Genomic DNA, 23,303 nt, shown 5'->3' with positions numbered 1-23,303 from the left:
CTGGGACGGCCGCGGTGCCATGCCGGACTGGTTGCAGCGGGCAGTCAACGCCGGGCAGACCGTGGAACATTTCCGCGTGCCCATAACGGGAGTCAGGGGGCCCGTCGTGAAGGGGAGCTCCGATTTGAAATCAAACGGTTAGCCGGAGCTGCGGCGGATTTTTGACGAATGACACGGGGAGTCATATCAGCTTGGTAAGCCGAGTGGCTGGACCTGGGGTAATGGGACGGGCTATCAGCGCAGCTTTGACCTCAATGGGCGGCTTACCCAGCTCCCGCTGGGAGCCACCAGCGGGGCCGGCGCCACCCAAATGGCTGGTCACGGACCGTCAGCTATGACGCGGCATCGCGGGTCACCGCCTACACCCATACCGACGCCACGGGCAGCCCCTCCAGCAACACGATCAAGGCGGTGAAGACCAGGCTCGAGCCCTGGGAATACGACCGAGAGATGTACAAGCGCTGCAACGAAGTCGAGCGACTGTTCCGGCGCCTGAAGGGCTTCCGCCGAATCTTCTCGCGATTCGAGAAGCTCGACGTGATGTTCCTTGGCTTCATCAGCTTCGCGCTGATCGCTGACGGACTTCGATCGTGTTAACAGGTCCTAGCCCCCGGTGACTGCCAGCCGACTGTTGATTCGATGGGCGGCCTCTACGACCCAATGGGCGACCTGCTCAATGCTGAGTTCCGGGGTGATGTGTCGCGAAAATGCCGCGCTAATCGCCGAGCGCGTTTGCCCCGAGGGGTCGCCGATGAGCGCACCGACCGAAGTGATTCCCGGGACGTTTTCATCGACCACGTACGCATACCCTGTTGCGCGCGTTTGGGCCAGAGAGGCCACCAGTGCCAAGGGATCCGTGATGGTGTGGGGGGTGACGGCCGGCAGTGGTTCGGTGCCCAGCAACTTCAGCGCCTCTTCGTCCGAGAAAGAAGCGAGGATGGCCTTGCCGATCGCGCTGCAATGCAACAGGATCACCTGGCCGGGATCGCATCGCACGCTGACCGGTCCGGGGCCCTGGATGCACAAGAGATAGATCGCCTTTGTGTCTTGCAGCACCGCCAAATACGCGTCGACGCGCATTTGATTCGCCAGTGCCTGGAGCTCTCTCTGCGTCTCCAGCAACATCGCGTCCTTGGTCATCAGCGATGCGCCGATGCCGAGTATCTGGTAGCCGATGCTGTAGCGCTTGGTCACGGCGTCACGGCGCACATAGTGCTTCTCGGTGAGTGTGTTGAGCAAGCGCTGGACGATGGCCGGGCTCAGGGACATCTGTCTTGCGATCTCACGCGGACCCAACGGGCGATCAGAGGAGTTCAGCAACTCCATGACATTCAGACCGCGCTCGAGCGATTGGCTTTTGGTCAAGGTGATCCTTCGGATTTCGGAATTTGTCTGCTCGAAAAAGGAAGCTCGGCAACCCAGCGTTGCCGGCCCGCTTTCTCAGGGGTGGATGGCCGATGGCTGATGCAGTGCACGTGCTGAGCTGGTGAGCAGTTCATGGCCGGTATCCGTGATGATAGCGGTGTCTTCGACCATCATGCCGCCCCAGCCGATCTCGTAATAGGGCGTCTCGACGCAGAAAACCATTCCGGGTTCGAGCACCGTTTGGCTCTCGGGTCCGATGAGCGGAAATTCGTGGGAATGCAGGCCTATCCCGTGACCGCAGTGGTTGCGCTGATAGTTGGGCAAGGCGCCCTGGCGCACCGTGCGCATGGCGATGTCATACACATCCTTTGCCAGTATTCCAGGGCGTAGGGCTGCCAACTCTGCCTGCTCGCCGGCAAGCAGTGCGGCGTAGCGCGAATCCTGCACATCCGTTGGCATGCCGACGCACAGTGTTCTGGCCATGTCCGAACAGTAGCCCTCAACGGTGCATCCAATGTCCAGTCGGACCAGGTCGCCGTCTTGCAGCACCTTGTGCCGTGCATAGGCATCGACACGCGAGCTTCGCTCTCCGGAAGTGACGACGACGAAGCGGGCGATCCCGCCGTGGCGAACCATATGCCGGCTGATCTCGCTGGCGATTTCCAGTTCGGTCGTCCCGGGCCGAATCATGGGGAGGATTCCGCAGATGGCCTCGTCCGTGATGCGCGATGCGTGCCGCATCAAATGAAGTTCGCCCGGAAGCTTTGTTGCGCGCGAGGTCCTGAATGCCGACGCCGGATCGACAAACGAGGCGCCGCTCAAACTTTGTTGGATGCCGTGGGCCGTTGATGCGTTGCGAACATCCATACCGACGCGCAGCCCACGCATGTCGAAGGTGCACAGCGCCGCCGACAGGGCGTCGGAAAAGGAAGCGCTGTGCTGCGGCATCTCTTCATAGCCCTTGGCCCCCGGTGCGCTGCTGACGTAGAAGAGCCCATAGCGCCAGATGGCCGAGGGCTCACTCAAGCGTTCGAGCGCTGCCGGCGCATCGCTGGCGCCGGTGACAAGAACAAGGCGCTCCGGGGTGGCGATCACTGCCTGCGCGTACAGCGTCACGTCCTGAAGGATGCTTCGATAGCCGCTCAGATAGCCCACGTGTGCAGGATCCGTGGTGATCACGGCGTCGAGTTCTTTCGCTGCGCCGAAGAATTTTTGCCGGCACAGCGCACTGAGTCCTTCGGTTGATTTCTGCAACTCATCCAACGTATGGGTCACTGTCATGGTGTCTCCGGCGAAGTCATTGGTGGACCGATTATAGGAACACTGTTGCTATAGTACAAACACCTATGACAAAAAGCAAGCTGCAGCGGGCGCTCGTCGTTTATATTATCGGAACAGTGATCCTATATAAATCACGATTCCGTGCTGCTGCTGATAGTGTGCCGCAGACTTAATCCTCACATCCCGGTCCGGAGTTCTCACATGTTGAAAAGACGAGCCCTTGTTGTCAGTGTCTTTACCGCGCCCGCGCTCTGCGCGTTGATGCCTGCACTGGTGAGCACCAGTGCCTTGGCCGTCACGACGGCGGGCAAAATTTCCGTCGGCGTCACGACCGTTGTGCCGCCTTTCTCCTTCATGCGCAACGGCAAGCACTCGGGAATCAGCAATGACATCCTGCAAAAGGTTGCTGCGCTGGAGAACCTCGAGATCGACTACGTGCCGCTCAAGTTCGATGCGCTGATTCCCGCCATCCAGGCGGGCCAGATCGACATTGCTGTCGCCGGCATCTTCGTGACGGAGGCGCGCAAGAAGGTGGTGGACTTCTCCGATCCCTATTTCACCCAGGGCGGCATCATCGTTGTCCCCGTCAACAGTCCCTTCAAGAGCGTGGCCGATCTGAAGGGCAAGACCCTGGCTTGCGAGCAAGGCTCGGCCGCGCTGGGAATCGCACGCGAAAACGCGGAGGCCTGGGGCGTCACGCTGCGCGTGTTGCCGGACCCCGCCAACATGCAACTGGCGATGAAGGCCGGCGACGTTGACGCCATGATCTATGACTCTGGCATCGTGGCGCATCAGATGCGTGTCGAAGGGGCCCAACCCACCATCAAGCAGATCAGTGGCGTTCTCAAGCCAACAGGCATTGCGTTTGCCTTTCCGAAGGGCAGCAAGATGGTCGATGTGGTCAATCACGGCATGGCCCAGTTGCGCGCCAGCGGTGAGATCGCAAAGATCCTCAAGTCTTACGGCATGGATTGACGAGAATTCAAGATGGCTACTTCCAATTGGCTGGAATACATCCCGATGTTGCTGAAGGGTGCCTGGCTCACCCTCGTCCTGACAGCGACATCGATGATTGTCGGCACCCTCATCGCCTTTCCCCTAGCGTTGATGAAGATATCAGGCTCAAGGTTTGCACGTGGCGTCGCGGCGTTCTACGGAACGCTTATACGAGGCCTGCCGCTACTGGTGCAGATCCTCTTCGTCTACTTCGGACTTCCGATGCTCACCGGCATCAGAATGCCCGCCGTGGTCGCGGGGGGCATCGCGATGGCGCTGTACACGGGTGGATTTTTGGCGGAGGTGGTTCGCGCAGGAATCCAGTCCATCGACAAAGGACAAATGGAGGCAGGGCGCTCCATCGGATTCAGCCGCGGCCAAACGATGCGCCTGGTCGTCCTGCCGCAGGCCTTCTGGACCATGATTCCGAACATCGCCAACCAGTTCAGCGTCACGCTCAAGAACACTTCGCTGCTGTCGGTCGTCGGCGTCACCGAGCTCACCATGGCGGGCCAGAACATTTACGCGTTGAACTTCGACACCATCCGCGTCCTGAGCCTTGTAGGGGCGATCTACCTGATCGTCTATCTCATCGCCGAGCAGATCAGCGCCTATGTCGAGAGGAGGATTCCGCGATGATCGTCGCAAGCAATGTACAGAAGTCGTTCGGCTCCCTCAAAGTTCTGAAGGGCGTCAATCTGACGGTCGAGGAAGGGGAAGTCGTTTGCCTGATCGGCGCATCGGGATCGGGCAAGTCGACGTTCCTGCGCTGCCTGAATTGCCTGGAGCAGGCCGACACCGGCGAGATCACCGTCGATGGCCAGAACATTCTCGCCAAGGGCGTCAATATCGACCAGCTGAGGCGAAAGATCGGCATGGTCTTTCAGGGCTTCAATCTGTTCCCCAACATGAGCGTGTTGGAGAACATCATCCTGGGGCCAACGCATCTGCTGGGAACGGACCGCGCGGAGGCGGTGCGCCAGGCCGAAGCGCTGCTCGCATCGGTGGGGTTGAGCGACAAGGCCAACATCAATCCGCAAAAACTCTCTGGCGGCCAGAAGCAACGCGCGGCCATCGCCCGTGCCGTGGCCATGAACCCGCGCGTGATGCTCTTCGATGAGCCGACCTCTGCGCTGGACCCTGAAATGGTCAGCGAGGTGTTGGACGTGATCCGTGGTCTGGCCCGCAAAGGAATGACGATGGTGCTCGTGACCCATGAAATGGGTTTTGCACGCGAAGCGGCACAACGCGTGGCCTTCATGCACGGCGGCCAGATCCTAGAGATCGGTTCGCCAGCCGAAGTCTTCGGCAACCCGCGCGAAGCGCGCACGCGGGAATTTCTTTCAAAAGTACTCTAAGCAATCGAGCGTCCCGTGTCCCAACTTGCAAAGCCTGACGACCAAACCTTGTGTGTGCAGCATCCAGCGGTCAGCCTGGATGGCTACCAGAGCTTCTCCACGCCGGTCTACCGAGCGTCAACGATCGTGTTTGACACGCCCCAGGCCTACCGCGAACGCGCTCAGCGCAGTCCGGATGGCTATACCTATGGCCTTTCAGGCACGCCGACCTCCAGAACACTGGAAGCCCAGCTTTCAAGCCTGAATGGCGCGGTCCGCACGATCATCGTTCCCTCGGGGCAGGCCGCGATTTCTGCGCTGATGTTGACGGTGCTCAAGGCGGGCGACCACGTGCTGTTGCCAGACAATGTCTACCCCCCGGTCAAACAGTTTGCCTCCGAGTTGCTTGTTCATTGCGGGGTGGCCACCAGCGTCTACGACCCACTGGACCTGCCGGCGCTCGAACGTGCGGCAGACACAGAACGCACGCGCCTCATCTGGATCGAATCTCCCGGTTCGACCTCGATGGAGGTGTCCGACATTCCGGCCATCGTGCGCATCGCCAGGTCACGTGGAATTATGACTGGCTGCGACAACACCTGGGCAACGGCCTTGTATTGCAAGCCGCTTCAGCTTGGTGTCGATGTGGTCGCGGAAGCGCTGACCAAGTACGTGGGAGGCCACTCCGACCTGCTGCTTGGATCGCTGAGCTTCGCGGACATCGAACTGTATGGTCGTGTGCGCCGCCAACTTGCCAATCTTGGTGTGGGAGTATCCCCCGACGATTGTTCGCTCGCCCTGCGCGGCATAGAAACCATGGGCGTCAGGCTGGAGCGCGTGGGGAAAGTCGCGGCCGATTTCGCCCAGAAGATAGAGGGTCGAGCAGGCATTGCGGAGGTTCTGCATCCTGCACTACCGACTTCAGCCAGTCATGCGTTGTGGCAAAGAGATTTTGCGGGCAGCTCGGGCGTTTTCACGCTGAGACTCGCCGGGACATCGCAGCAAGCTGTGGACCGCGCCTTGGGAGAACTGCAGGTGTTCGCCATCGGCGCATCCTGGGGCGGAACCCGTAGCCTCATTGCGCCGATGTCATTGGCCAATGATCGCTCCTTCGCTGACATGGACCGGGATGCGGTCTATCTGCGTATCAGCATAGGTCTTGAAAGCCCTTCCGACCTGTGGCGAGACCTTGAAAACATGTTAAATGCGCTCGCCGATCCAAGCCGCTAGCACTGCGTCCTGCAGAGCAGACAACAGCCCGGTACGGGTTGGTGCTGGAGCTCGTCCGCCGGTTCATCCGGTGACCACATTTCTCGCTTGAATTGGAGCCCCATTCATGACCCCCAAGAATTCTTCAACGCCTTCTGTCGACGTTGTCGAACTTGCGACGAAGGCCAGACACAAGCTGTTTGAAGCATGTCCCCGTGTCGGCGCCGTGTTGACGCTGGATCCTGCGCACATAGGCTACCTCACTGGCTACAGAAGTACAGGGCACGATCTCTACCGCTACTACCAGATGGCGGCGCTCGTTTCGCCCGAGCGCGTGGCGCTGGTACTGGGCGCAGGCGATGGCCCGCCAGCTTCCGAACTCCTCCCACAGGAAAGCTTGTTCTGCTACGGAACCTTCTTCGTCGAGAGCATCGATCGAGCCAAGCACTGGGGATCTGCATATACATCCTTCGACGCCGCGCTCGATGCTGCGTTAGGAAGCATTCTTCCTGAGCACTGCCTACTCGGTCTGGATCACACAGGAATTCCCTCGAAGGACCAGCTGACAGCGAGTTTGAAGAATTGGTGGATTGAGGACATCACAGCAAGACTACTCGATTGCAGGGTGGTCAAGTTGCCCGGAGAGATCGAGTTGCTTCGCCATGCGAACAGACTGCTTGAGCGCGGCATTGCAGTGGCTTTCGAGAACGCGAAGATCGGCGTCACCGAGTGCGAACTGGCCGCACTGGTCGCTTCGGAGATCGTGCGCGGCGGCGGGATGCCCAGGTCGCTGACGGTCACCTCCGGACCTCGTACCGCGCTGGTCGACGCGCCGCCGTCACAGAGAAGGCTTGCGCACGGCGATACGTTGAGGCTTGACTTGGACTGCACATACCAGGGCTACTGGGCAGACATTGCCCGGACCGCCTTCATAGGCCAGGCAACGCCAAAACAGGAAGCGAGGTTCTCAGCGATCTCGACGGGCCTTGCCGCTGAGCGGCAAGCCATTCGGCCCGGTGTGTCAGCTGGTGAATTGTTCCGGACCGCGGTCGACGCGACACGCAGGGCAGGATTGCCAGCGTTCGATCGCCACAACTGCGGACATGGAATCGGCGTGAACAGCAACGAACGTCCGCGCATTGTTGAAGGCAATCAGGAAATCTTGCAGCCCGGCATGGTCATCTGTATTGAAACGCCCTACTACGAAATCGAGTGGGGAGGCATGATGACAGAGCAGATGATGTTGGTGACCGAAAACGGCGCTGAGCCATTGACTACTCTTGATGCCACTCTGAGAGTGCTGTGAGTCGCCACTAATTCGTTGAACGGATACTGGTCCTTGGTAAGCCGTCAATAAACCACGCTCTTGTTCAGGGAGCGATGAGCTGTGAGGCTACGTGCCCATGTAGAGCAACATGGACAGGTAGACATGACAGAGCAGTACGCAGAGTTGAGGGCCGGTTGGTTGTGGGGCGCAAGAGTGACGGTCGCAGCGTCTACGACGAAGCCGCCAAGAGGGAGTTGATCGTTGCCTGCCTCAAGCAGGGAGTGAATCGCCCCGGATTTTGTGGAGGCTCAGCACTCTGAGAGCATCGCGACACCTTCGGGGTCGAGCCGATCTGCAAGGTCTTGCAGATCGCCCCGTCGGGCTATCGGCGGCACGCGGCACTGTTACGCGAGCAGCACAAGCGCTGCACCTGGGCACACCGCGACGATGCCCTCATGCCAGCGATTCAGCGCATGTGGCAGGCCAACATGCGGTCTCCAATGAAGCCGTTACAACTTGACTTGAGGGCCGAGTTCCAAGCTCGCCGGTTTTAGTGCTGAGGCTTCCGGGCTCAGCTCGCGTCTGGCGCAGGACCGGTGGTGTCGCGTCGTACGAGTTGAATGGGCAGAACATCGTGGACGGGCGCTCCCACGCCCCCGACACGAATGCGCTCGACCAGGCGCCGTGCGGCCGTCCGTGCCATGGCTTCGACCGGCTGCCGTATCGATGTCAGTCCAACCAGCGGAGAATTGGCCAAGGGCGTATCGTCGAAGCCGATGATGGAAAGCTGTTCTGGGACTTGCATGCCCCGGCGTTTGGCTGCCTCGAGAACGCCAAGGGCGATCGTGTCATTTCCGGCAAGAATAGCCGTGACGGGTCTGGGCTCGTTGAGCATTGAGACCGCACTGGAATAGCCTGCTTCTGTTGTGTATTCACTCCAGACGACAGATATCGCATCTGTCGGCAGTCCCGCGTCTCTAAGCCAGCTCAATGCCCCTTTTGCGCGGTCCCGGCTGGTCGAAGTGTTTTTCGGTCCCATGACAAGCCCGATCCTGCGATGGCCTAGCTGATAGAGATGTTCGGCGGCAACGGCTCCCGCGTGAACGTTATCGATCTCCACGGTATCGACCATGACATCGTCAACCGACCTGACGACAAGCACCAATGGGATTCCCCGCCGTTGCATCTCGGCGACCACCGGTGAATCGAGCGTCGCAGTGGCGAAAATCAAACCGTCCAGATAGCCATCAATCAGAGGCCGGAAAGCCAGCAGGTTCTGGGAATCGTTCATCGAGTCGATGACGAGCGCGATCTGATATCCGAGTTCCTGGAGAGCATCGTGCAGATGCGTGAGCAACACGGTCATGAACCGGTTGTGAAGCGCGCCGACCACGACCCCAATCAGTTTGGTTGGAGGCTTCTTCCCGCGACGCCCCTGGGTTGGGATCCGATAACCGAGTTCTGCCGCGACGGCATGCACAGCCCCACGCGTCTCTTCACTAATCGCGGGATGACCTGCCAGTGAACGTGAAACAGTGGACACGGAGATGCCCAGTCGTCCAGCCACATCCTCTAGCCTGATTTTTGTTGCGCGCGGCCCACCGGATTTTTTTGCATTGTTTTGCATAACTCTGCGTCAAAAGAAAACGAAAATAAGGTGCATGGCGCACTTGGAGGGACTTCGCTCGTCGCTGCAAGCGCAGTATCTAGGGTAAGTTTGTACCATTTGCAGGTTTTTTGCACGGGATATTGTGCTAACTTTGCACCCATTAACTGCAAACGTAGTGCAAATTGCAGGCCTCCGATTCTGCCCACCCATTCTCAACAGGAATTCAGAAAATGGCAATCCAACATCTGAAGCTTGGCCGTAGCGCCGAAGAATCGTCCCAGGACGCCGCGAAAGTTCGAGACACCGTTACGGGAATCCTTGCCGACGTCACAAAGCGGGGTGATGAGGCCGTAGCGGAGTTGTCGAAGAAGTTCGACAACTGGTCACCCGAGAGCTTCCGCCTGACGCAAGACGAAATCGGTGCTTGCTTGCGCTCCCTCTCCGCTGGCCAGCTTGAGGACATCAAATTTGCACAGACTCAAGTCCGCAATTTTGCACAAGCTCAGCGCGAATCGATCCGGGACATTGAAATTGAGACGCTCCCTGGCGTCGTTCTCGGGCATAAGAACATGTCGGTCGATAGCGTTGCGTGTTACGTGCCTGGTGGCAAATTTCCGCTCGTCGCGTCGGCTCACATGGGCGTTGTGACGGCCAAGGTTGCGGGCGTGCAGCGCATTATCACCGCGTCGCCGCCTGTTCAAGGCAGGCCCAATCCGGCAGTCGTGGCAGCGATGCACCTTGGAGGCGCGGACGAGATCTATACGTTCGGTGGCGTTCAGGCCATCGCGGCGATGGCACTGGGGACGCAAATGATCGACCCCGTGTCGATGGTTGTCGGACCGGGCAACGCATTTGTCGCCGAGGCAAAACGTCAGTTGTTTGGCCGTATCGGCATCGACCTGATCGCTGGCCCGTCCGAGACGCTCATCATTGCGGATGACAGCGTCGACGCCGAAATGTGCGCGACCGATCTTCTGGGCCAGGCTGAACACGGATTCAATACGCCGGCAGTGCTCCTGACCAACTCGATGAAGCTGGCAAAGGACACGATTGCCGAAGTCGAACGTATCCTCAAGATTCTTCCGACCGCAAATACGGCCGGCGTGTCGTGGCACGACTATGGCGAGGTCATCGTCACGGACACGTTGGAAGAAATGGTCAAGGAAGCCGATCGAATCGCGTCGGAACATGTGCAAGTCATGACACGCGACCCGGACTATTTCCTCAAGAACATGAAGAACTACGGTGCACTGTTCCTCGGGCCGCGAACCAATGTTGCGTTCGGAGACAAGGTCATCGGAACGAACCACACCCTGCCAACGGGCAAGGCGGCTCGCTATACCGGCGGTCTGTGGGTGGGCAAGTTCATCAAGACCTGCACGTACCAGAAGGTTCTAACAGACGAAGCCAGTGCGATGATCGGCTCCTACTGCTCACGACTCTGCGCGATTGAAGGCATGATCGCGCACGGCGAGCAGGCCAATCTGCGCGTTCGCCGTTACGGACACCGCGACGTGCCCTACGGCACGGCCGTTCCCGCCTGATTCCGCGGCTACGAATCACATTGCATGGTCCGCTGCGACATCGAGCATGACCGCATCTTGATGAGGATCGTTTCTGGATCTTTGCAACGCAACGCCCTGTTTGCCTTGTATCGCGTCCTCGATTAGCTGGCGATCTGGCCTGTATCTCTAGGATTACTTATGTTGCCAATGCTTCCTGATTTTCGTCTTGATGGAAAAACGGCGCTCGTAACAGGCGCAGGAAGAGGTATAGGCCTTGCCGCTGCGGCGGCGCTCGCACAAGCTGGCGCAAAGGTAACGCTCGCAGCGCGAACTGCAACAGAAATCGAAGCAGCGAGTGAAGCAATAAACGCGGCAGGGGGTGAAAGCGACTGCATGGTCCTGGACGTAACAAATTCCCGTTTGGTCAGCGAAGCCGTGGCGGCTCGGCAACCGTTCGACATCCTCGTCAACAGCGCCGGAATGAATCGACCCATGAAGCTGGTCGACGTAACGGACGAAGACCTTGACGCGGTCATGGCGTTGAACGTCAAGGCTGCCTTTTACGTGTCGCGCGCGGTAGCGAGGAAATTGCTGGAATGTGGCAAGAGAGGTGCATTCGTAAATGTCTCGTCGCAGATGGGGCATGTAGGGAGCCCGGGCCGTACCGTCTACTGCGCGACCAAGCATGCCATCGAGGGCATGACGAAGGCGCTGGCGTGGGAGCTCGGGCCTCATTGCATCCGCGTGAACACTGTCTGCCCCACGTTTATTGAAACGGCATTTACCGCCGACATGTTCAAGGAACCCGGGTTTCGTGACTGGGTGACGTCGAAGATTGCGCTGGGCCGCGTCGGTCGCGTTGAGGAAGTGATGGGTGCCATTGTTTTCCTTGCGAGCGACGCGTCCTCGCTGATGACTGGCAGCGCGCTCATGCTCGATGGTGGCTGGACCGCAGCCTGAACACCAGAGGAGGCAATTCCATGGTTCCCGCAACTTCACATCGATCAGCGTTGGAGAAACCGCTCGTGCACCTTGCGGGTTGCGACGCGCTGGACGTCCCGCCGGAAGACATCGATCCACTCGCCGACATTGCAGTCACTCAGGACGAGTTGATTGCATATGCACTTGCGGTTCGCCCGCTTTACGACAATCTCGGAAGGCTGATAGGCCAACTCGCGGGACTGTTCCTGCTCGCGCAAGTAAGTGGTCGATTCGACCGCGATTTCGAGGCGGTAACAACACCGATCGAACGTGCTCGCGAGTGTTCCGATGCGATTCGATCTATTGCAGCGCCAAAGGGGGCCTCACGTCGCCATTGGGCGCTGTGTCGTGCAATGTCCTTGGTCGGTGAAGTGACGGACCAGTTCGCGAGCACGACGTATGGGCAAGAACATGTCCGCGAACAGGTGTCGGCGTGGACGGATCAACTCAAACGCGCTAACGCGCTCGTGCGTTTGGCGTCTGACGCATCGCTCGGCCTCAATCCCGTGGACTTCAGCCAAGCCTGCTGCTGTTGCAGCGGCTGAGTATATCCATATGGAAACGAGTCATGACAATAACAGGAGATAAGCATGGGTGCAGGCTATTCGGTGTGGGTACTCGAGTACAGCTATGTCACGAATTACCATAAGAGCGGAGTGATTTACGGTGCGCATAACGAGGGATATGTAAAGCTGCCCTATTGCTATGTGCTGATCAAGGGGAACGGCCACGTCGTAATGGTTGATGTGGGATACAACCACAAGGAGTACGGCGGAATGCTCGGCGACCGCTTCGGCGTCGAGAACTGGCACTCGCCCAGAGATGTTCTGGCGGAATGCGGCGTGAAGCCCGAAGACGTTGATACTGTGTTCATCACGCATGCACATTTCGACCACCTCGGTAATACGGATGATTTCCCGAACGCAACCTTCTACATCCAGGAGCGCGAGCTGTCGAAATGGATCTGGGCCATGTCGTTGCCAGACCGCATGCGTTGGCTGATGGGGGCTGTCGACCCTTCGGACATCCTGCGCGCAGTCGACCTCGCGAGACAGGGACGCCTGGTAGTGGTTGAGGGAGATCGCGAAGACGTGCTGCCGGGCATCGACCTTCATGCGGCGTTTGACAGTCATACCTACGGCAGCCAGTGGGTGCATGTTCGCAACGATGGCCGCGTTCCCTCACAAGACAGTTGGGTGCTGGCAGGCGACCTTGTCTACGTGTTCGAAAACCTGGAGTTCGATGGTGCCTCGATTGGCGTCGAAAAGATGTACAACCCCGTAGGCCTCGCTGTGGGAAGCCAGACCAATCTCCTTCTTGCCACCGAAGAGATGATGAAGTCTGTGCAACACGAAATGCGACGCGTCATTCCGATCCACGAGGAGCGCCTGCGCGACACGTTCCCCTCGCGAATTACCAGGAACAACCTTCGGATCAGCGAGATATGTCTGTCTGCCGATCACGACTCAATGGTCAACTGAAATATGAAATCCACAATTGACTTCAATATGCCCGTAGCCATTGTTGGTGCGGGCCTGGTTGGCGCAGGCTGGGCAATTGCCTTTGCCCGCGCAGGCCTGTCGGTGCGTATCTTCGACAACGATCCCCGTATCTCAGAGCAGGCGATTCCGTGGGCGGTAGAGCAATTGAATGCCATGAAGGCACACGGCCTGCTCGAGCAATCGCCGGAAGAGGTGGCCGCAAGTCTGACCCGGGTAACGTCACTTGCCGAGGCGGTTGCCGGCGCGGCATACGTACAGGAATCTGTACTTGAGCGCGTGGACGTGAAACGCAGGCTGATGGAAGACATCGATCGCGTCGCAGACGGCAACGTCATGGTTGGCAGCTCGAGTTCCGGCATTCCCGCCTCGGCCTTTGCTAGCGACTTGGGGATCTCGCCTCGGGTGCTGATCGCTCATCCGGTCAATCCCCCTTATCTCGTACCCGTCGTCGAACTCGTACCGTCCAGCCAGACATCGGAAGAGACTGTCACGTTCGTCGACAAGCTGATGGCTGGCATTGGACAGAGCGTTGTGCACGTGCGCAAGGAAATCGAAGGATTCGTGCTCAATCGTCTTCAGGCGGCATTGCTGCGCGAGGCATGGGCATTGCACCGCGAGGGAATTGCGAGTTGCGAGGACATCGACAAGACCGTGCGTGACGGGTTGGGCTGGCGATGGTCATTCATGGGGCCATTTGAAACCATCGACCTCAATGCGCTCGGCGGCGTGGCCGACTACGCCAACAGGCTTGGGCCGCTCTACTACTCGATAGCCCAGTCGCGGATCGCGGACGGCCCATGGGATGCGCAGTGGATAGCCCAGGTGGAGAAAGATCGCCGTCAGCACTTGTCGATGCAAGATCTGGCCAAACGCAGGGATTGGCGCGATGAGCGGCTAATGGAGTTCGCCGCACAGCGACGCTCCGCAGCAGGACGCTAAGCCGGTTAGATTGCCGTGTGGGAGACAACCGCCGTCATCAGAACGGGGGGATATAGGCAGGCCCTTGTGGTGCGACCGCCGTACCGCCCGCGGTTGGTATTCCAAGTATCGTCTGGAGACACAATGTCGTTCGTCATCATCGCCGCATCGCTGGCGTTTCTCATGTTTGCTGCCTACCGCGGCTTTAGTGTCATTCTGGTTGCCCCGCTCGCGGCACTTGGCGCAGTCCTGCTGACGGAACCTGCCGCGGTTGCGCCCGTCTTCTCTGGAATCTTCATGGAGAAGATGGTCGTATTCGTGAAACTCTACTTTCCTGTCTTTCTGCTCGGTGCCGTTTTCGGGAAAGTGATCGAACTGGCGGGTTTCTCCGAAGCCATTGTTCATGCGGCAATCCGCTATATCGGCCGCTCCCGCGCGAATGCAGTCATCGTCGCGGTCTGTGCATTGCTCACCTATGGTGGCGTCTCGCTGTTCGTTGTCGTGTTTGCGGTTTATCCCTTCGCTGCGGAACTCTACCGACAGAGCAATATTCCGAAGAGACTGATGCCAGGCGCGATCGCCCTGGGGGCGTTTTCGTTCACCATGGATTCGTTTCCCGGCACCCCGCAAATCCAGAACATCATTCCGACGAACTTCTTCAAGACAACAGCGTGGGCGGCGCCCGGCCTCGGCATTGCAGGATCGCTGTTCATCGTCATCGTCGGGCTCGCATTCCTTGAGTGGCGACGCCGCGCCGCGATGGCAAAGGGCGAAGGATATGGGACGGCCCTTGTCAATGAACCGGAGAGAGTGGTATCACGCGTACTTCGACATCCGCTCGTGGCCATCGCGCCCCTGTTGCTCGTTGGTGTTGCAAACTTCGCATTCACCCGCGCGATTCCTGCCTGGTACGGACCGACATATACGATTGCACCGGATGTCCTGCCGGGCCTTCACTCCCCGGTGACGACTACGATCAACTCCGTCCTGGCAATCTGGTCCGTGGAAGTCGCTCTGCTTCTGGGCATTCTGCTGGTTGTTGCCACCGCTTTCCGCGAACTGCGTGACCGGTTTGCAGCTGGAACCAAGGCTGCGGTCGCCGGGGCGTTGCTCGCGTCAGTCAACACCGCTTCGGAATACGGTTTCGGAGGTGTCGTCGCCACGTTGCCGGGCTTTGCTGCTGTCATCGGCACGCTCGGGAGTATCCCCAACCCGCTTGTAAAGGCCGCGGTGTCTGTCAGTGCCCTCGCAGGCATGACGGGTTCGGCGTCGGGCGGGATGAGCATAGCCCTCGCTGCGATGTCAGATCTGTTCGTGAAAGGTGCACAAGCCGCGCAAATCTCGCTCGAGGTGCTTCACCGCGTCGTGGCAATGGCGAGCGGAGGCATGGATACGCTGCCGCATAACGGTGCCGTCATCACATTGCTTGCAGTGACCGGTCTGACGCACCGGGAATCCTATCGTGACATCTTTGCGATCACGATGATCAAGACGCTCGCCGTATTCTTCGTGATTGGTCTCTATTACTCATTCGGTGTGGTTTGAGAGAGGACTCACGGCTGTCGCCCGAGGCAGCACGTGCAAGCATGCACGTTCATATTTTCAATGAATCAGGAGCAAACCATGGATCAAAAGGTCGCCCTAGTTACGAATACCTCTGGCTACGCCGGTCCGCCTGCGGTGGCCGCATTGCTGCAAGCAGGCTTCCGCGTTTTCGTGCAAGACGACACATTCACCGTCCAGGATGACTGGAACAAGTTCGTCGCCTTGCATCCGGGTGCAGAACTTCTGAGCGCCGAAACGCCTGAGCTCCTGCTTGAGGCAGCATGGCAAAAAGCCGGTCGCGTCGACGCCATCGTCAGCAATGACCATTACCCGGCGATACACCGATCCTCGACCGATGTATCGCTGGATGACCTCCGGCAGACGCTCGAAATGCTTGTGGTCCGGCCGTTCGCACTAGTGAGGGCTGCAATCCCTCATTTCAAGGCCCAGGGCGGCGGGAACGTCGTCATGATCACCTCATGCCGAACGCATCTTCCGATGTATGGCGCGGCAATTCCCGATGCGGCCAGGGCTGGAGCAAATGCCCTGCTTCGTTCTTTTGCCATTGAACTTGCCCCGCTCAATATTGCAGTGAACGCAGTCGCCCCAAACTTCCTTTACAGCGAAGCCTACTACCCGCGCGCCGTTTTCATCGACGCCCCGGCCGGGAGGGAATACGTGAAGTCAGAGGTACCTGTGGGTCGACTTGGTCATCCCGAGGAAATCGGCGATCTGATTCGGTACCTGGCATCAACCCAGTCTCGCTTCCTGACCGGTGCGGTGGTCGATTTCTCCGGTGGATGGCCGGCAGCAAAGGTCCGCCCCGGGAGCTGACACCTACCTTGTCCCGTAGCCAGGCCCGCAATCAATTTTTTACAAGTCCCGCAGCCAAGCCCGGTATACGATGCATCAGTCTTGGGGGAATCCTCCACCGGTCGAGTATGAGGAAAGGACTAACATGGAGCGACGTGTCTATCTGCGCAGTGACGATCTCGATATGAATGTCGACGTGGTGGGGTGTAGCCAGGCTGTCGATGGCACTTTCCATGTTGAATTGTCTGCAACGCTCATTCATCCCCACGGCGGCGGGCAGCCATCGGACGTCGGCACGATCGGGCAGGCTAGCGTGATTCGGGTCATTCAGGTGAATGACGACGTGATCCACATCTGCGACCGGGAGGAGCCAATCGGTAGTGCCTGTATCCAGGTATCTTCACCTCATCGCGTGCTGCACGCGCGACTGCACTCGGCTGGTCATCTGATAGGTTATTGCGGTGAACGACTGGGCTGGAAGGCCGTGAAGGCCCATCACTGGCCGGGCGAGGCGCGCGTCGTTTTCGAAGCGGGGCAAGGCATGGAGTTGATGACTGCCGACACAATCGAGCGACTTGCCAATGAGCAGGTTGCTGCCGCCTCGCCGCGCTACACGTTTCAGGAAGGACAAGTCTGAACCGCCCCGGGTTTAGTGGAGGCTCCAACTCTTGAGAGAATGAAGCCTATGAGCAAGCAAACCAAGTTTTCCCCCGAGGTCCGAGAGCGGGCCGTACGTCCGGTTCGAGAGCAACGTAGCGAGCATCCGTCGCTGTGGGCGGCAGTCGAATCCATTGCACCGATGATCGGTTGCACGAGCCAGACGCTGCTAGGTCAAGCAAGAGCAAGTCGAGAGCGGCGAGCGCGACGGCGTGACCACGTCGGAGCGTGAACGCCTCAAGGCGTTGGAGCGCGAGGTAAAGGAACTGCGCCGAGCCAACGAGATCCTGTATCTGGCGAGCGCGTTTTTCGCCCAGGCGGAGCTCGACCGCCGTCTGAAGTCCTGAAGGCCTTTGTCGATCAGCACCGCGACGTCTTCGGGGTCGAGCCGATCTGCAAGGTCTTGCGGATTGCCCCGTCGGGCTATCGGCGCCACGCCGCGCGGCTTCGCGATCCATCGCGGCGCTCTGCACGAGCCAAACGCGATGAACTGCTGCGGCCCGACGTCAAGCGAGTCCGGCAGGCCAACATGCGGGTCTACGGGGCCGATAAGGTCTGGAAGCAGTTGAACCGCGAGAGCATAACGGTGGCGCGCTGCACGGTCGAGCGGCTGGTGAAGCAGCAGAGTTTGCGTGGGGTGATTCGCGGCAAGCGGGTTCGCACGACGATTCCCGATACGACAGCAGCGCGCCCGCTGGATCTCGTCAATCGTCAGTTCGGGGCCGAGCGGCCGAACCAGCTCTGGGTTTCGGACTTCACCTACGTTTCGACGTGGCAGGGTTAGCTTTACGTTGAGTTTGTGATCGACGTGTTCGCCCGGCGCATCGTCGGCTGGCGTGTCAGCTCGTCGATGACCACGGACTTCGTTCTGGACGCACTTGAACAGGCGCTTTACGCTCGCCAGCCCGGCAAGGATGGATCTCTCATCCACCACTCCGACAGGGGTTCGCAAGGCGAATTCAACCGGTCGTTGCAACACCTCCATCAAACGAGGAGTTGCAATGGGAAAACGCAAACATGGTCGTTGCCGCAGGAGCATCCGTCCTGCCCTTGGCTCAATTGGTCATCCGGGTGCTGGCCTCAAAGGAGAACTGCAGCGATTCTGGAAGCCGCTTATTCTCGGCACCGCGTGGGCGCTTCTATATACCGCGAAAGGGGGGCTGCGAATGCCTCGCGTTGTTCCCGCTGTTCACCGCCGGCAAGTCGTTTGAACGGCGGCGGCATCAATTTTGCTTTAAGAAACGCCGGGAGCTGCAAAAAATCTGTTCCTCCGGCCGACACTTGAAGCAATTTTGCGCCTTCCCCTAACGCTTCGGTCAGCCCTCGGTAAGGTCCAGGCCGACAAGGCGAGGCGAGCCGATGGTCCCCCGTTGACGTCATTTCTAACATAACGCCCGTGCAGCGAAAAACTGACTCGACTGTTTGGCGGGGGCGAAACGTACCCCACGGCCTGTTCTTCCCCGCCCTGATAGAAGGTGACCCATTTGCCGTCGCTGATGCATTGGGCGCCAGGGCAGACCTCATCATGGCCATTGGGAACGTCCAGCGGGAAGGGCGCGCGTGGCGTGGCCCAGTAGCGGCCGGTCGGTAAGGCCTCGATCGCTTTTCAGGACATTCTCTTCAGTACCGCCATGCGCTGTCACTCAACGTGCTATTTAACCCTGCTGCGGCGAAACCTATTATGTCAATCCTGCAACGGCATGGCACCGTCCCGAGAGATCCTCGTGTAGTCTCCCTACCCGTCACCTCCTGCTACACGGTTCAATTTAGCCATGGGGCAATACCTCCAAGTTGCAGTCCGAGCCTTCGGCGTCAGCGCCATCCTTGTGATCGTCGCCGTTGCCTCCCGGCAAGTATATCTGCGGGTCGCTGCTGAGGCTGGTAGTGCCGGCGGTGAAGAGGATCCCGCAGCGATGATGTTGATCCGATGCGAGGCCATGCACAGCCGCCTGCAGAATCGGCCTGTTTCCGAAGACGCTGCGGACGCTGACGAGGTGCCGCGTGCCCGGTGTATGGAGTCCTGAGCCCGCAGCAAACCTAGGCAGTCTGCAGTTCACGCTCCGTATGTGACGCTAATGGGCCGTCCCGCCTGCCGGCCCTGGTTCCATTTGACTCCGGAATCACGGCCGGCGCGTATGTGGCCGGCAAGCGGCTGGGCCGGGACCTCCCCCGCAAGCGCCCCTCGCACGCGCCCAGTCTTGGCGAATATCCTCCCCAAGGGGGCCTACCGCTGCGGGGCGACAAGGTGAACATCAGAGGTGCGTCATGCCGAGCGGCAAGCCAATGCTGCAACCCTGGCGCGGCTGGGGGCCTGGGGGGCGGAGCTGGAGGCAGCTGGCCGTCCGCTGATGGAGCTACGTACCCAATTCTCGACCGAACAGGAACGGGCGCGCGGCGGAAGGCCGGTGGCCAAGGGCCGATCACGAATGAAGAACCGAGTGCGCCGGCGCTCCCCCTCAAACCACATGACGGTAACGATGGCAATGGAAATTGAGCGGGCGGACGCGATCCGCTGGATCCGGGCGCAGATGCTCGAGTACGGGCTGACGATGGAAGAGTTGGAGGCGGCCGGGTGCTTTGCGCCGCCGCCGAGCCCGCGCCCGGTCTGCTACAGCAATGCCGAGGGGCTGAGTTGGGACGGGACGGGCGAGATGCCGGACTGGCTGCGGCGGGCGGTCAATGCCGGGCAGACGGTAGAGTTTTTTCGCGTCAGGTAGCACAAGAAATCGACCCTGCTAATTTCGAGACCTGCGACGGCGCCGAGAATTGGGTACGACGAGGTGGGGCCCATGCTCGATGGCGTGAGGTTGGGGGCATGCCAAGATTCGCCCAAACCGCTATCAAATGCGCGCGTCCCTCGCGGTGTGGCGACAACTCCCGGGCGCCTGCCATGGCCCTTGTGATAGCGGGCACATCCCCTTCCTGCAAAAAATGAGCCGTGAACTGCCGGCCTAAACTTCCTTCGTGTCGAATATGAGCATGTCAACGCCGGCCTGGGCAAAATTGGCCACGTCAGTTGCTGCTGCTGCGCCCTCAGGCGAAGCCATTGCCCGCTGGATCGCCGCCAGCGAATCGAAGTTCAGCACCGCAACCAGGTGAAATGGCGAATCGCCGGCCGGGCTTGTAACTGGGCCGCTGCTGACCTCGTAGCGTCGCAGGCCGGCGATCTTCTTGGCGATCGGAACATGGGTCGAGAAGTAATAGGAATCGAACGCCGCCGTGTCCGCAGGCTTCTTGTATAGCACCACCAGCTTTGCCATCGTGGTTTCTCCAAACGTGAGTTAGATAGAGCCTGAGTTTGCTCCTGTAGCTTTCCTATAGCGTGTGAACCCCTTTTCCGTCAGGACACGTATTGTCCGGTGCGCTTGATGCATAACGGTACAAAACTGTGGTTCGCAGCGGGTTCCGGCGTGGGTCGACAGGGGCATGGCTTGGGGCACGCGCTGTGGAACGCTACGAAGTCACGCCCCCCCGCCATTCCATCCTTCGGGGTCGGGCGCTTGATGGACAACTAGCTACAGCTATTACGGCCGCTGTGCCGAGAGCGCTCCGTTTGCTCTTCGGTACAAGCTGACTGACTCTTAACGAATGCGGCGCACGGCTTCGAGCATGGAATGCCCCTGACTTGTCAGGCGGGGGTAGGCATCGCCGGTATCATGACCATGCTCCAACGTGACCAGCTTGTGAACCAACAAGGTGTCCAATTGCTCGGGCTCGAGGTCGTCGATCTCCTGCGTGTCGCCAAGCAGCAGTAGCGCGGCGATTTCATGCGGACTTAGCATCTCGGCCTCCTTTGTCGCGGTTGGAAAAACGAACTACGACTGCTTCCCCGAGCTCGATTCCACAGTGGACGGTGGCGACGGCAGTGGGTCATCGGTGCGAGGAACTGGGAGCGTGCACCGAACGGCCACAATAGACTTCTTTATCGCCGGCATCAAGTCAGATATATGCGGCAATGCCGCAAAGTGAAGCAGCGCCAGAGCCTGTCACCGCCGACGGTGGATTGGTACGCCCCGCGTTCGCGCGAGCGGTGGATCCCGGTCTGGAGGCCCTTCGAGGGCCCGCTGTCGTCGCGCGCGCAGGGCTACGCGCTCGGGGTGCTCAACAACCTCTACCGCTTCCTGGCCGACCAGAACTACCTGATGGGCGATTCCTGGCACGGCATCCACGTGCCGCGCAAGGCCCGGCCGGCACTGGACGTGGGGCGCAGCCTGACCGAGGACCAATGGACGTTCGAGCTGGCCCAGCTCGATGCACTGCCGCCCATCTCGGCCCACCAGCGCCTGCAGGTCGTCTTGCCGCTGCGGCACGCCACCCGCCTGCGCTTGTCGGAAGTGGTCGCTGCCACCACCGGCCATCTGGAGTGGGTCAACCTGCCCGGTGCTGGCCACCGCGCCGGCACCAAGAAGCGGATCGAGGGCCGGTGTCTGGAAGTGGTGGGCAAGGGCAACAAGCTGCGCCGCGTGCCAGTGCCGCCGGGGGCGATCGCGCGGCATGGGGCGTATCTGGTGGCGCGCGGCCATCCGGCCGACCGGGGAGCCAACCGGGTCCCGGGCGGCGTCACGCTGCTCGGCCACACCACCGACCTGGGCGAGCGGGCGCCGTGGGCCGGTGCGCACACCGCCGCCAACCCCGTCGGTTCCGCAGCCGAGATCAGCGCCGTCACGCTCGCCAAGCAGATCAAGAGGTTCCTGATGACTGTGCCGGCACGCTGCATCTCGCCGATCCGCGCCGCGCGGATCGGCTGGAGGCCGCCAGCACGCACTGGCTGCGGCATACACACATTTCGCATGCGCTGGCGGCCGGCGTGCCGATCGAGGTGATGCAGCAGAATGCCGGCCATGGCTCGCTGGCGACGACCAGCCGCTACGTGACGACCGAGGACGCGCGGCGCATGGAAGCGATGCAGGCCGTGTGGGATGCCGGCAATGATGATTGATTGTGCGGCCCAAATCGTTGCACCTTTCCGACTACCAAAACGTTATACCTATATCTCTTGAGATTGAGCGCGCCGCAGCCACGGTGTGGATCCGTGTGCAGATGGCCAGGCACGGTCTGACCTTGACCGACCTGCAGGCGGCCGGCTGCTTCGCCGAGAAGGCACCGCCGCCGGTTCCCGAGCCGGCGCGCACCTACCGCAACGCCGAAGGGCAAAAATGGGACGGGCAGGGCGAGATGCCAGTCTGGTTGCAGTGGGCGGTCAACGCGGGGCAGTCGCCCGAATTCTTCCGGGTCTAGTTGTGCCGTGCTCCAATCTCCGGCTAAAGGGCGATGGATGACCGATCACGCGAAGAACTCGCGCTTCGCGCCGCCAATCGCCGTATTGACGGGGCGCAAAGAAGAATCACCAAAATGAACGGTAACGTACAGCGCCTTCGTGCAAACGGAACCGTAAGCTCCGACGCAGACGAGCTGCCATCTGAGTCCGGTGCTCGGCCACATCCCGGCGACGATCTCGGTCGTACGGCTGGGCGACTGAGCCCTTCCGCCTTTCGCCACCATGCATCCGCGAGACGTCTGTCGTCAAGCTTGCAGGTGCCTCCCAGCCTCGCGAAGCGTCAACGCGGAAAGGCTGTAGCGATGGGCGGCGAGGAATGCTGACACTGCATCCGGATTCCAGTTCGCGTAGTCGCGCAGGGCCCAGCCGATCGCCTTACGGATGAAGAAGTCGGTCTCCGGCGCCAACGTTCGCGCGTAGCGGAAGAGCCGCGCCTCGTCCGTCTCTAGCCGCCAGCCCAGTTGGTGGAGCATCGCGACGCGCCGCACCCACGGCGAGTCATGCCCGAGCCAAGCATCAGCGCAGGCCTGCGCGTCGGCATCGGTTTTTCGCTCGCGCGCGATCACGGTGCCGATCGTAACGGCGAGGCTGTCGACTGTGTCCCACCATGGCTCGGACTGGGCGAGCGCGAGGATCGGCGCGATCCGCGTGGCATCGAACCGGGCAGCGTATTTGCGCAGCAGATCCGCGGCTGCATAGCGGTACTCGCGCTCGGGTTCGCGCCACAGCAGTTGCGCGACGGCCACCCATTCGCGGTCGCGCCACGGCACGGTCGGCAGGGCGCGCAGCGCTCGCCGGCGGGCCGGCGTGGGAATGCCGAGAAACGGAAACTGATCGCGCATGTAGGCGCGCATTTGGGCAGCGGCGGCCGGATCGGCCAGCGGCTGCAGCGCGCGGCGGATGTGCCCGACGTAGGTCTCGGGAGTGATGTCAGTGGGGAGAGTTGGCCGTTCTGCCGTCATGCCTGTTGGCTCCGATGCTTGTGCATAGCACGAATGGTATGAACATCCGTTGCGGTATGGGGGTGAACAGCTACGACG

24 protein-coding genes, 4 pseudogenes and 2 other annotated features are annotated in these 23,303 nt (G+C 60.2%); of the genes and pseudogenes, 22 read left to right on the top strand and 6 right to left on the bottom strand.

Translation table 11 applies throughout. The features are described from left to right. The 3 genes and pseudogenes from P3W85_RS45685 to P3W85_RS35825 all read left to right on the top strand — a co-directional run. On the top strand, positions 1–142 hold a 142-nt coding region (locus P3W85_RS45685), incomplete at its 5' end, for an H-NS family nucleoid-associated regulatory protein (RefSeq protein WP_430869684.1). Between the two features lie 51 nt (positions 143–193). Continuing rightward, a pseudogene (locus P3W85_RS35830) lies at positions 194–411 on the top strand (RHS repeat domain-containing protein); the annotation flags it as partial. A 9-nt stretch (positions 412–420) separates the two neighbouring features. Continuing rightward, positions 421–597 (top strand): annotated as a pseudogene (locus P3W85_RS35825) (IS5-like element ISCARN85 family transposase); the annotation flags it as partial. Positions 598–603: 6 nt separating this feature from the next. Here P3W85_RS35825 and P3W85_RS35820 read toward each other — a convergent pair. Further along, positions 604–1,365: an IclR family transcriptional regulator gene (locus P3W85_RS35820; protein WP_276268250.1), complete on the bottom strand. Its 762-nt coding sequence runs from the start codon at positions 1,363–1,365 to the stop codon at positions 604–606. Between the two features lie 75 nt (positions 1,366–1,440). Continuing rightward, positions 1,441–2,646: a M24 family metallopeptidase gene (locus P3W85_RS35815; protein WP_276268249.1), complete on the bottom strand. Its 1,206-nt coding sequence runs from the start codon at positions 2,644–2,646 to the stop codon at positions 1,441–1,443. A gap of 141 nt (positions 2,647–2,787) precedes the next feature. On the opposite strand from P3W85_RS35815, the gene P3W85_RS35810 reads away from it, so the two are divergent. From P3W85_RS35810 to P3W85_RS35785, 6 genes and pseudogenes are all read left to right on the top strand, one after another. Next, the gene (locus P3W85_RS35810; RefSeq protein WP_276268248.1) at positions 2,788–3,621 is read left to right on the top strand and encodes a substrate-binding periplasmic protein; all 834 of its coding nucleotides are present in this window, start codon (positions 2,788–2,790) and stop codon (positions 3,619–3,621) included. Positions 3,622–3,633: 12 nt separating this feature from the next. Beyond that, on the top strand, positions 3,634–4,281 hold the full coding sequence (locus P3W85_RS35805; protein WP_276268247.1) for an amino acid ABC transporter permease: 648 nt from the start codon (positions 3,634–3,636) through the stop codon (positions 4,279–4,281). Beyond that, a complete protein-coding gene (locus P3W85_RS35800; protein WP_276268246.1) occupies positions 4,278–5,000 on the top strand; it encodes an amino acid ABC transporter ATP-binding protein in 723 nt (240 codons plus the stop codon). Before P3W85_RS35805 ends, P3W85_RS35800 begins: the two co-directional genes overlap by 4 nt. A gap of 15 nt (positions 5,001–5,015) precedes the next feature. Then, positions 5,016–6,209, top strand: coding sequence for a trans-sulfuration enzyme family protein (locus P3W85_RS35795; RefSeq protein WP_276268245.1), 1,194 nt, complete (start codon positions 5,016–5,018; stop codon positions 6,207–6,209). Positions 6,210–6,315: 106 nt separating this feature from the next. Next, complete coding sequence (locus P3W85_RS35790) at positions 6,316–7,494, top strand: M24 family metallopeptidase (protein ID WP_276268244.1); 1,179 nt, start codon at positions 6,316–6,318, stop codon at positions 7,492–7,494. 281 nt (positions 7,495–7,775) lie between these two features. Continuing rightward, positions 7,776–7,832: a sequence feature (AL1L pseudoknot), on the top strand. Beyond that, positions 7,779–7,949: pseudogene (locus P3W85_RS35785) on the top strand (IS3 family transposase); the annotation flags it as partial. It overlaps the preceding feature by 54 nt. 77 nt (positions 7,950–8,026) lie before the next feature. On the opposite strand, the gene P3W85_RS35780 reads toward P3W85_RS35785, so the two are convergent. Then, a complete protein-coding gene (locus tag P3W85_RS35780) occupies positions 8,027–9,082 on the bottom strand; it encodes a LacI family DNA-binding transcriptional regulator (RefSeq protein WP_276268243.1) in 1,056 nt (351 codons plus the stop codon). 212 nt (positions 9,083–9,294) lie between these two features. On the opposite strand from P3W85_RS35780, the gene hisD reads away from it, so the two are divergent. From hisD to P3W85_RS35725, 10 genes and pseudogenes are all read left to right on the top strand, one after another. After that, positions 9,295–10,608, top strand: coding sequence for a histidinol dehydrogenase (gene hisD, locus P3W85_RS35775; protein ID WP_276268242.1), 1,314 nt, complete (start codon positions 9,295–9,297; stop codon positions 10,606–10,608). A gap of 159 nt (positions 10,609–10,767) precedes the next feature. Continuing rightward, the gene (locus tag P3W85_RS35770) at positions 10,768–11,529 is read left to right on the top strand and encodes an SDR family NAD(P)-dependent oxidoreductase (RefSeq protein ID WP_276268241.1); all 762 of its coding nucleotides are present in this window, start codon (positions 10,768–10,770) and stop codon (positions 11,527–11,529) included. Between the two features lie 20 nt (positions 11,530–11,549). Further along, complete coding sequence (locus tag P3W85_RS35765) at positions 11,550–12,095, top strand: hypothetical protein (RefSeq protein ID WP_276268240.1); 546 nt, start codon at positions 11,550–11,552, stop codon at positions 12,093–12,095. Positions 12,096–12,140: 45 nt separating this feature from the next. Beyond that, positions 12,141–13,031: an N-acyl homoserine lactonase family protein gene (locus P3W85_RS35760; RefSeq protein ID WP_276268239.1), complete on the top strand. Its 891-nt coding sequence runs from the start codon at positions 12,141–12,143 to the stop codon at positions 13,029–13,031. Positions 13,032–13,034: 3 nt separating this feature from the next. Further along, complete coding sequence (locus P3W85_RS35755; RefSeq protein WP_276268238.1) at positions 13,035–13,991, top strand: 3-hydroxyacyl-CoA dehydrogenase; 957 nt, start codon at positions 13,035–13,037, stop codon at positions 13,989–13,991. Between the two features lie 123 nt (positions 13,992–14,114). Then, on the top strand, positions 14,115–15,515 hold the full coding sequence (locus P3W85_RS35750) for a GntP family permease (RefSeq protein ID WP_276268237.1): 1,401 nt from the start codon (positions 14,115–14,117) through the stop codon (positions 15,513–15,515). Between the two features lie 78 nt (positions 15,516–15,593). Further along, positions 15,594–16,349, top strand: coding sequence for an SDR family oxidoreductase (locus tag P3W85_RS35745; protein ID WP_276268235.1), 756 nt, complete (start codon positions 15,594–15,596; stop codon positions 16,347–16,349). 124 nt (positions 16,350–16,473) lie between these two features. Further along, positions 16,474–16,965, top strand: a complete 492-nt coding sequence (locus tag P3W85_RS35740; protein WP_276268234.1) for an alanyl-tRNA editing protein — start codon at positions 16,474–16,476, stop codon at positions 16,963–16,965. Positions 16,966–17,013: 48 nt separating this feature from the next. Next, positions 17,014–17,937 (top strand): annotated as a pseudogene (locus P3W85_RS35735) (IS3 family transposase); the annotation flags it as partial. Beyond that, positions 17,287–17,403, top strand: a sequence feature (AL1L pseudoknot). (Overlaps the previous pseudogene by 117 nt.) Positions 17,938–19,462: 1,525 nt before the next feature. Further along, the gene (locus P3W85_RS35725) at positions 19,463–19,702 is read left to right on the top strand and encodes an H-NS family nucleoid-associated regulatory protein (RefSeq protein ID WP_276268253.1); all 240 of its coding nucleotides are present in this window, start codon (positions 19,463–19,465) and stop codon (positions 19,700–19,702) included. Between the two features lie 234 nt (positions 19,703–19,936). Here the strand turns inward: P3W85_RS35725 and P3W85_RS35720 are convergent, their stop codons facing one another. Further along, the gene (locus tag P3W85_RS35720; RefSeq protein WP_276268232.1) at positions 19,937–20,245 is read right to left on the bottom strand and encodes an EthD family reductase; all 309 of its coding nucleotides are present in this window, start codon (positions 20,243–20,245) and stop codon (positions 19,937–19,939) included. 321 nt (positions 20,246–20,566) lie between these two features. Beyond that, positions 20,567–20,767, bottom strand: coding sequence for a hypothetical protein (locus P3W85_RS35715; protein WP_276268231.1), 201 nt, complete (start codon positions 20,765–20,767; stop codon positions 20,567–20,569). Positions 20,768–20,950: 183 nt separating this feature from the next. Between P3W85_RS35715 and P3W85_RS35710 the strand changes: the two genes are divergently transcribed. Genes P3W85_RS35710 through P3W85_RS35700 form a run of 3 tightly spaced genes read left to right on the top strand, consistent with a single transcriptional unit; the run spans position 20,951 to position 22,223 of the window. Then, positions 20,951–21,808 carry a hypothetical protein gene (locus tag P3W85_RS35710; RefSeq protein WP_276268254.1) on the top strand — a complete coding sequence of 286 codons (858 nt, stop codon included), beginning with the start codon at positions 20,951–20,953 and terminating at the stop codon, positions 21,806–21,808. Continuing rightward, complete coding sequence (locus tag P3W85_RS35705) at positions 21,730–21,924, top strand: tyrosine-type recombinase/integrase (RefSeq protein ID WP_276268252.1); 195 nt, start codon at positions 21,730–21,732, stop codon at positions 21,922–21,924. The genes P3W85_RS35710 and P3W85_RS35705 overlap by 79 nt, the downstream gene beginning before the upstream one ends. Before the next feature lie 50 nt (positions 21,925–21,974). Next, a complete protein-coding gene (locus P3W85_RS35700; RefSeq protein WP_276268251.1) occupies positions 21,975–22,223 on the top strand; it encodes an H-NS family nucleoid-associated regulatory protein in 249 nt (82 codons plus the stop codon). A 285-nt stretch (positions 22,224–22,508) separates the two neighbouring features. On the opposite strand, the gene P3W85_RS35695 is transcribed toward P3W85_RS35700, so the two are convergent. Continuing rightward, the gene (locus P3W85_RS35695) at positions 22,509–23,225 is read right to left on the bottom strand and encodes a DNA alkylation repair protein (RefSeq protein WP_276268230.1); all 717 of its coding nucleotides are present in this window, start codon (positions 23,223–23,225) and stop codon (positions 22,509–22,511) included. Between the last annotated feature and the right edge of the window lie 78 nt (positions 23,226–23,303).

The sequence above is a fragment of the Cupriavidus basilensis genome (assembly GCF_029335485.1).
GTDB classification, from domain to species: domain Bacteria; phylum Pseudomonadota; class Gammaproteobacteria; order Burkholderiales; family Burkholderiaceae; genus Cupriavidus; species Cupriavidus basilensis_E.
Note: the sequence above shows the minus strand (reverse complement) of the source record. Positions and strands in the feature narration are given on the sequence as shown.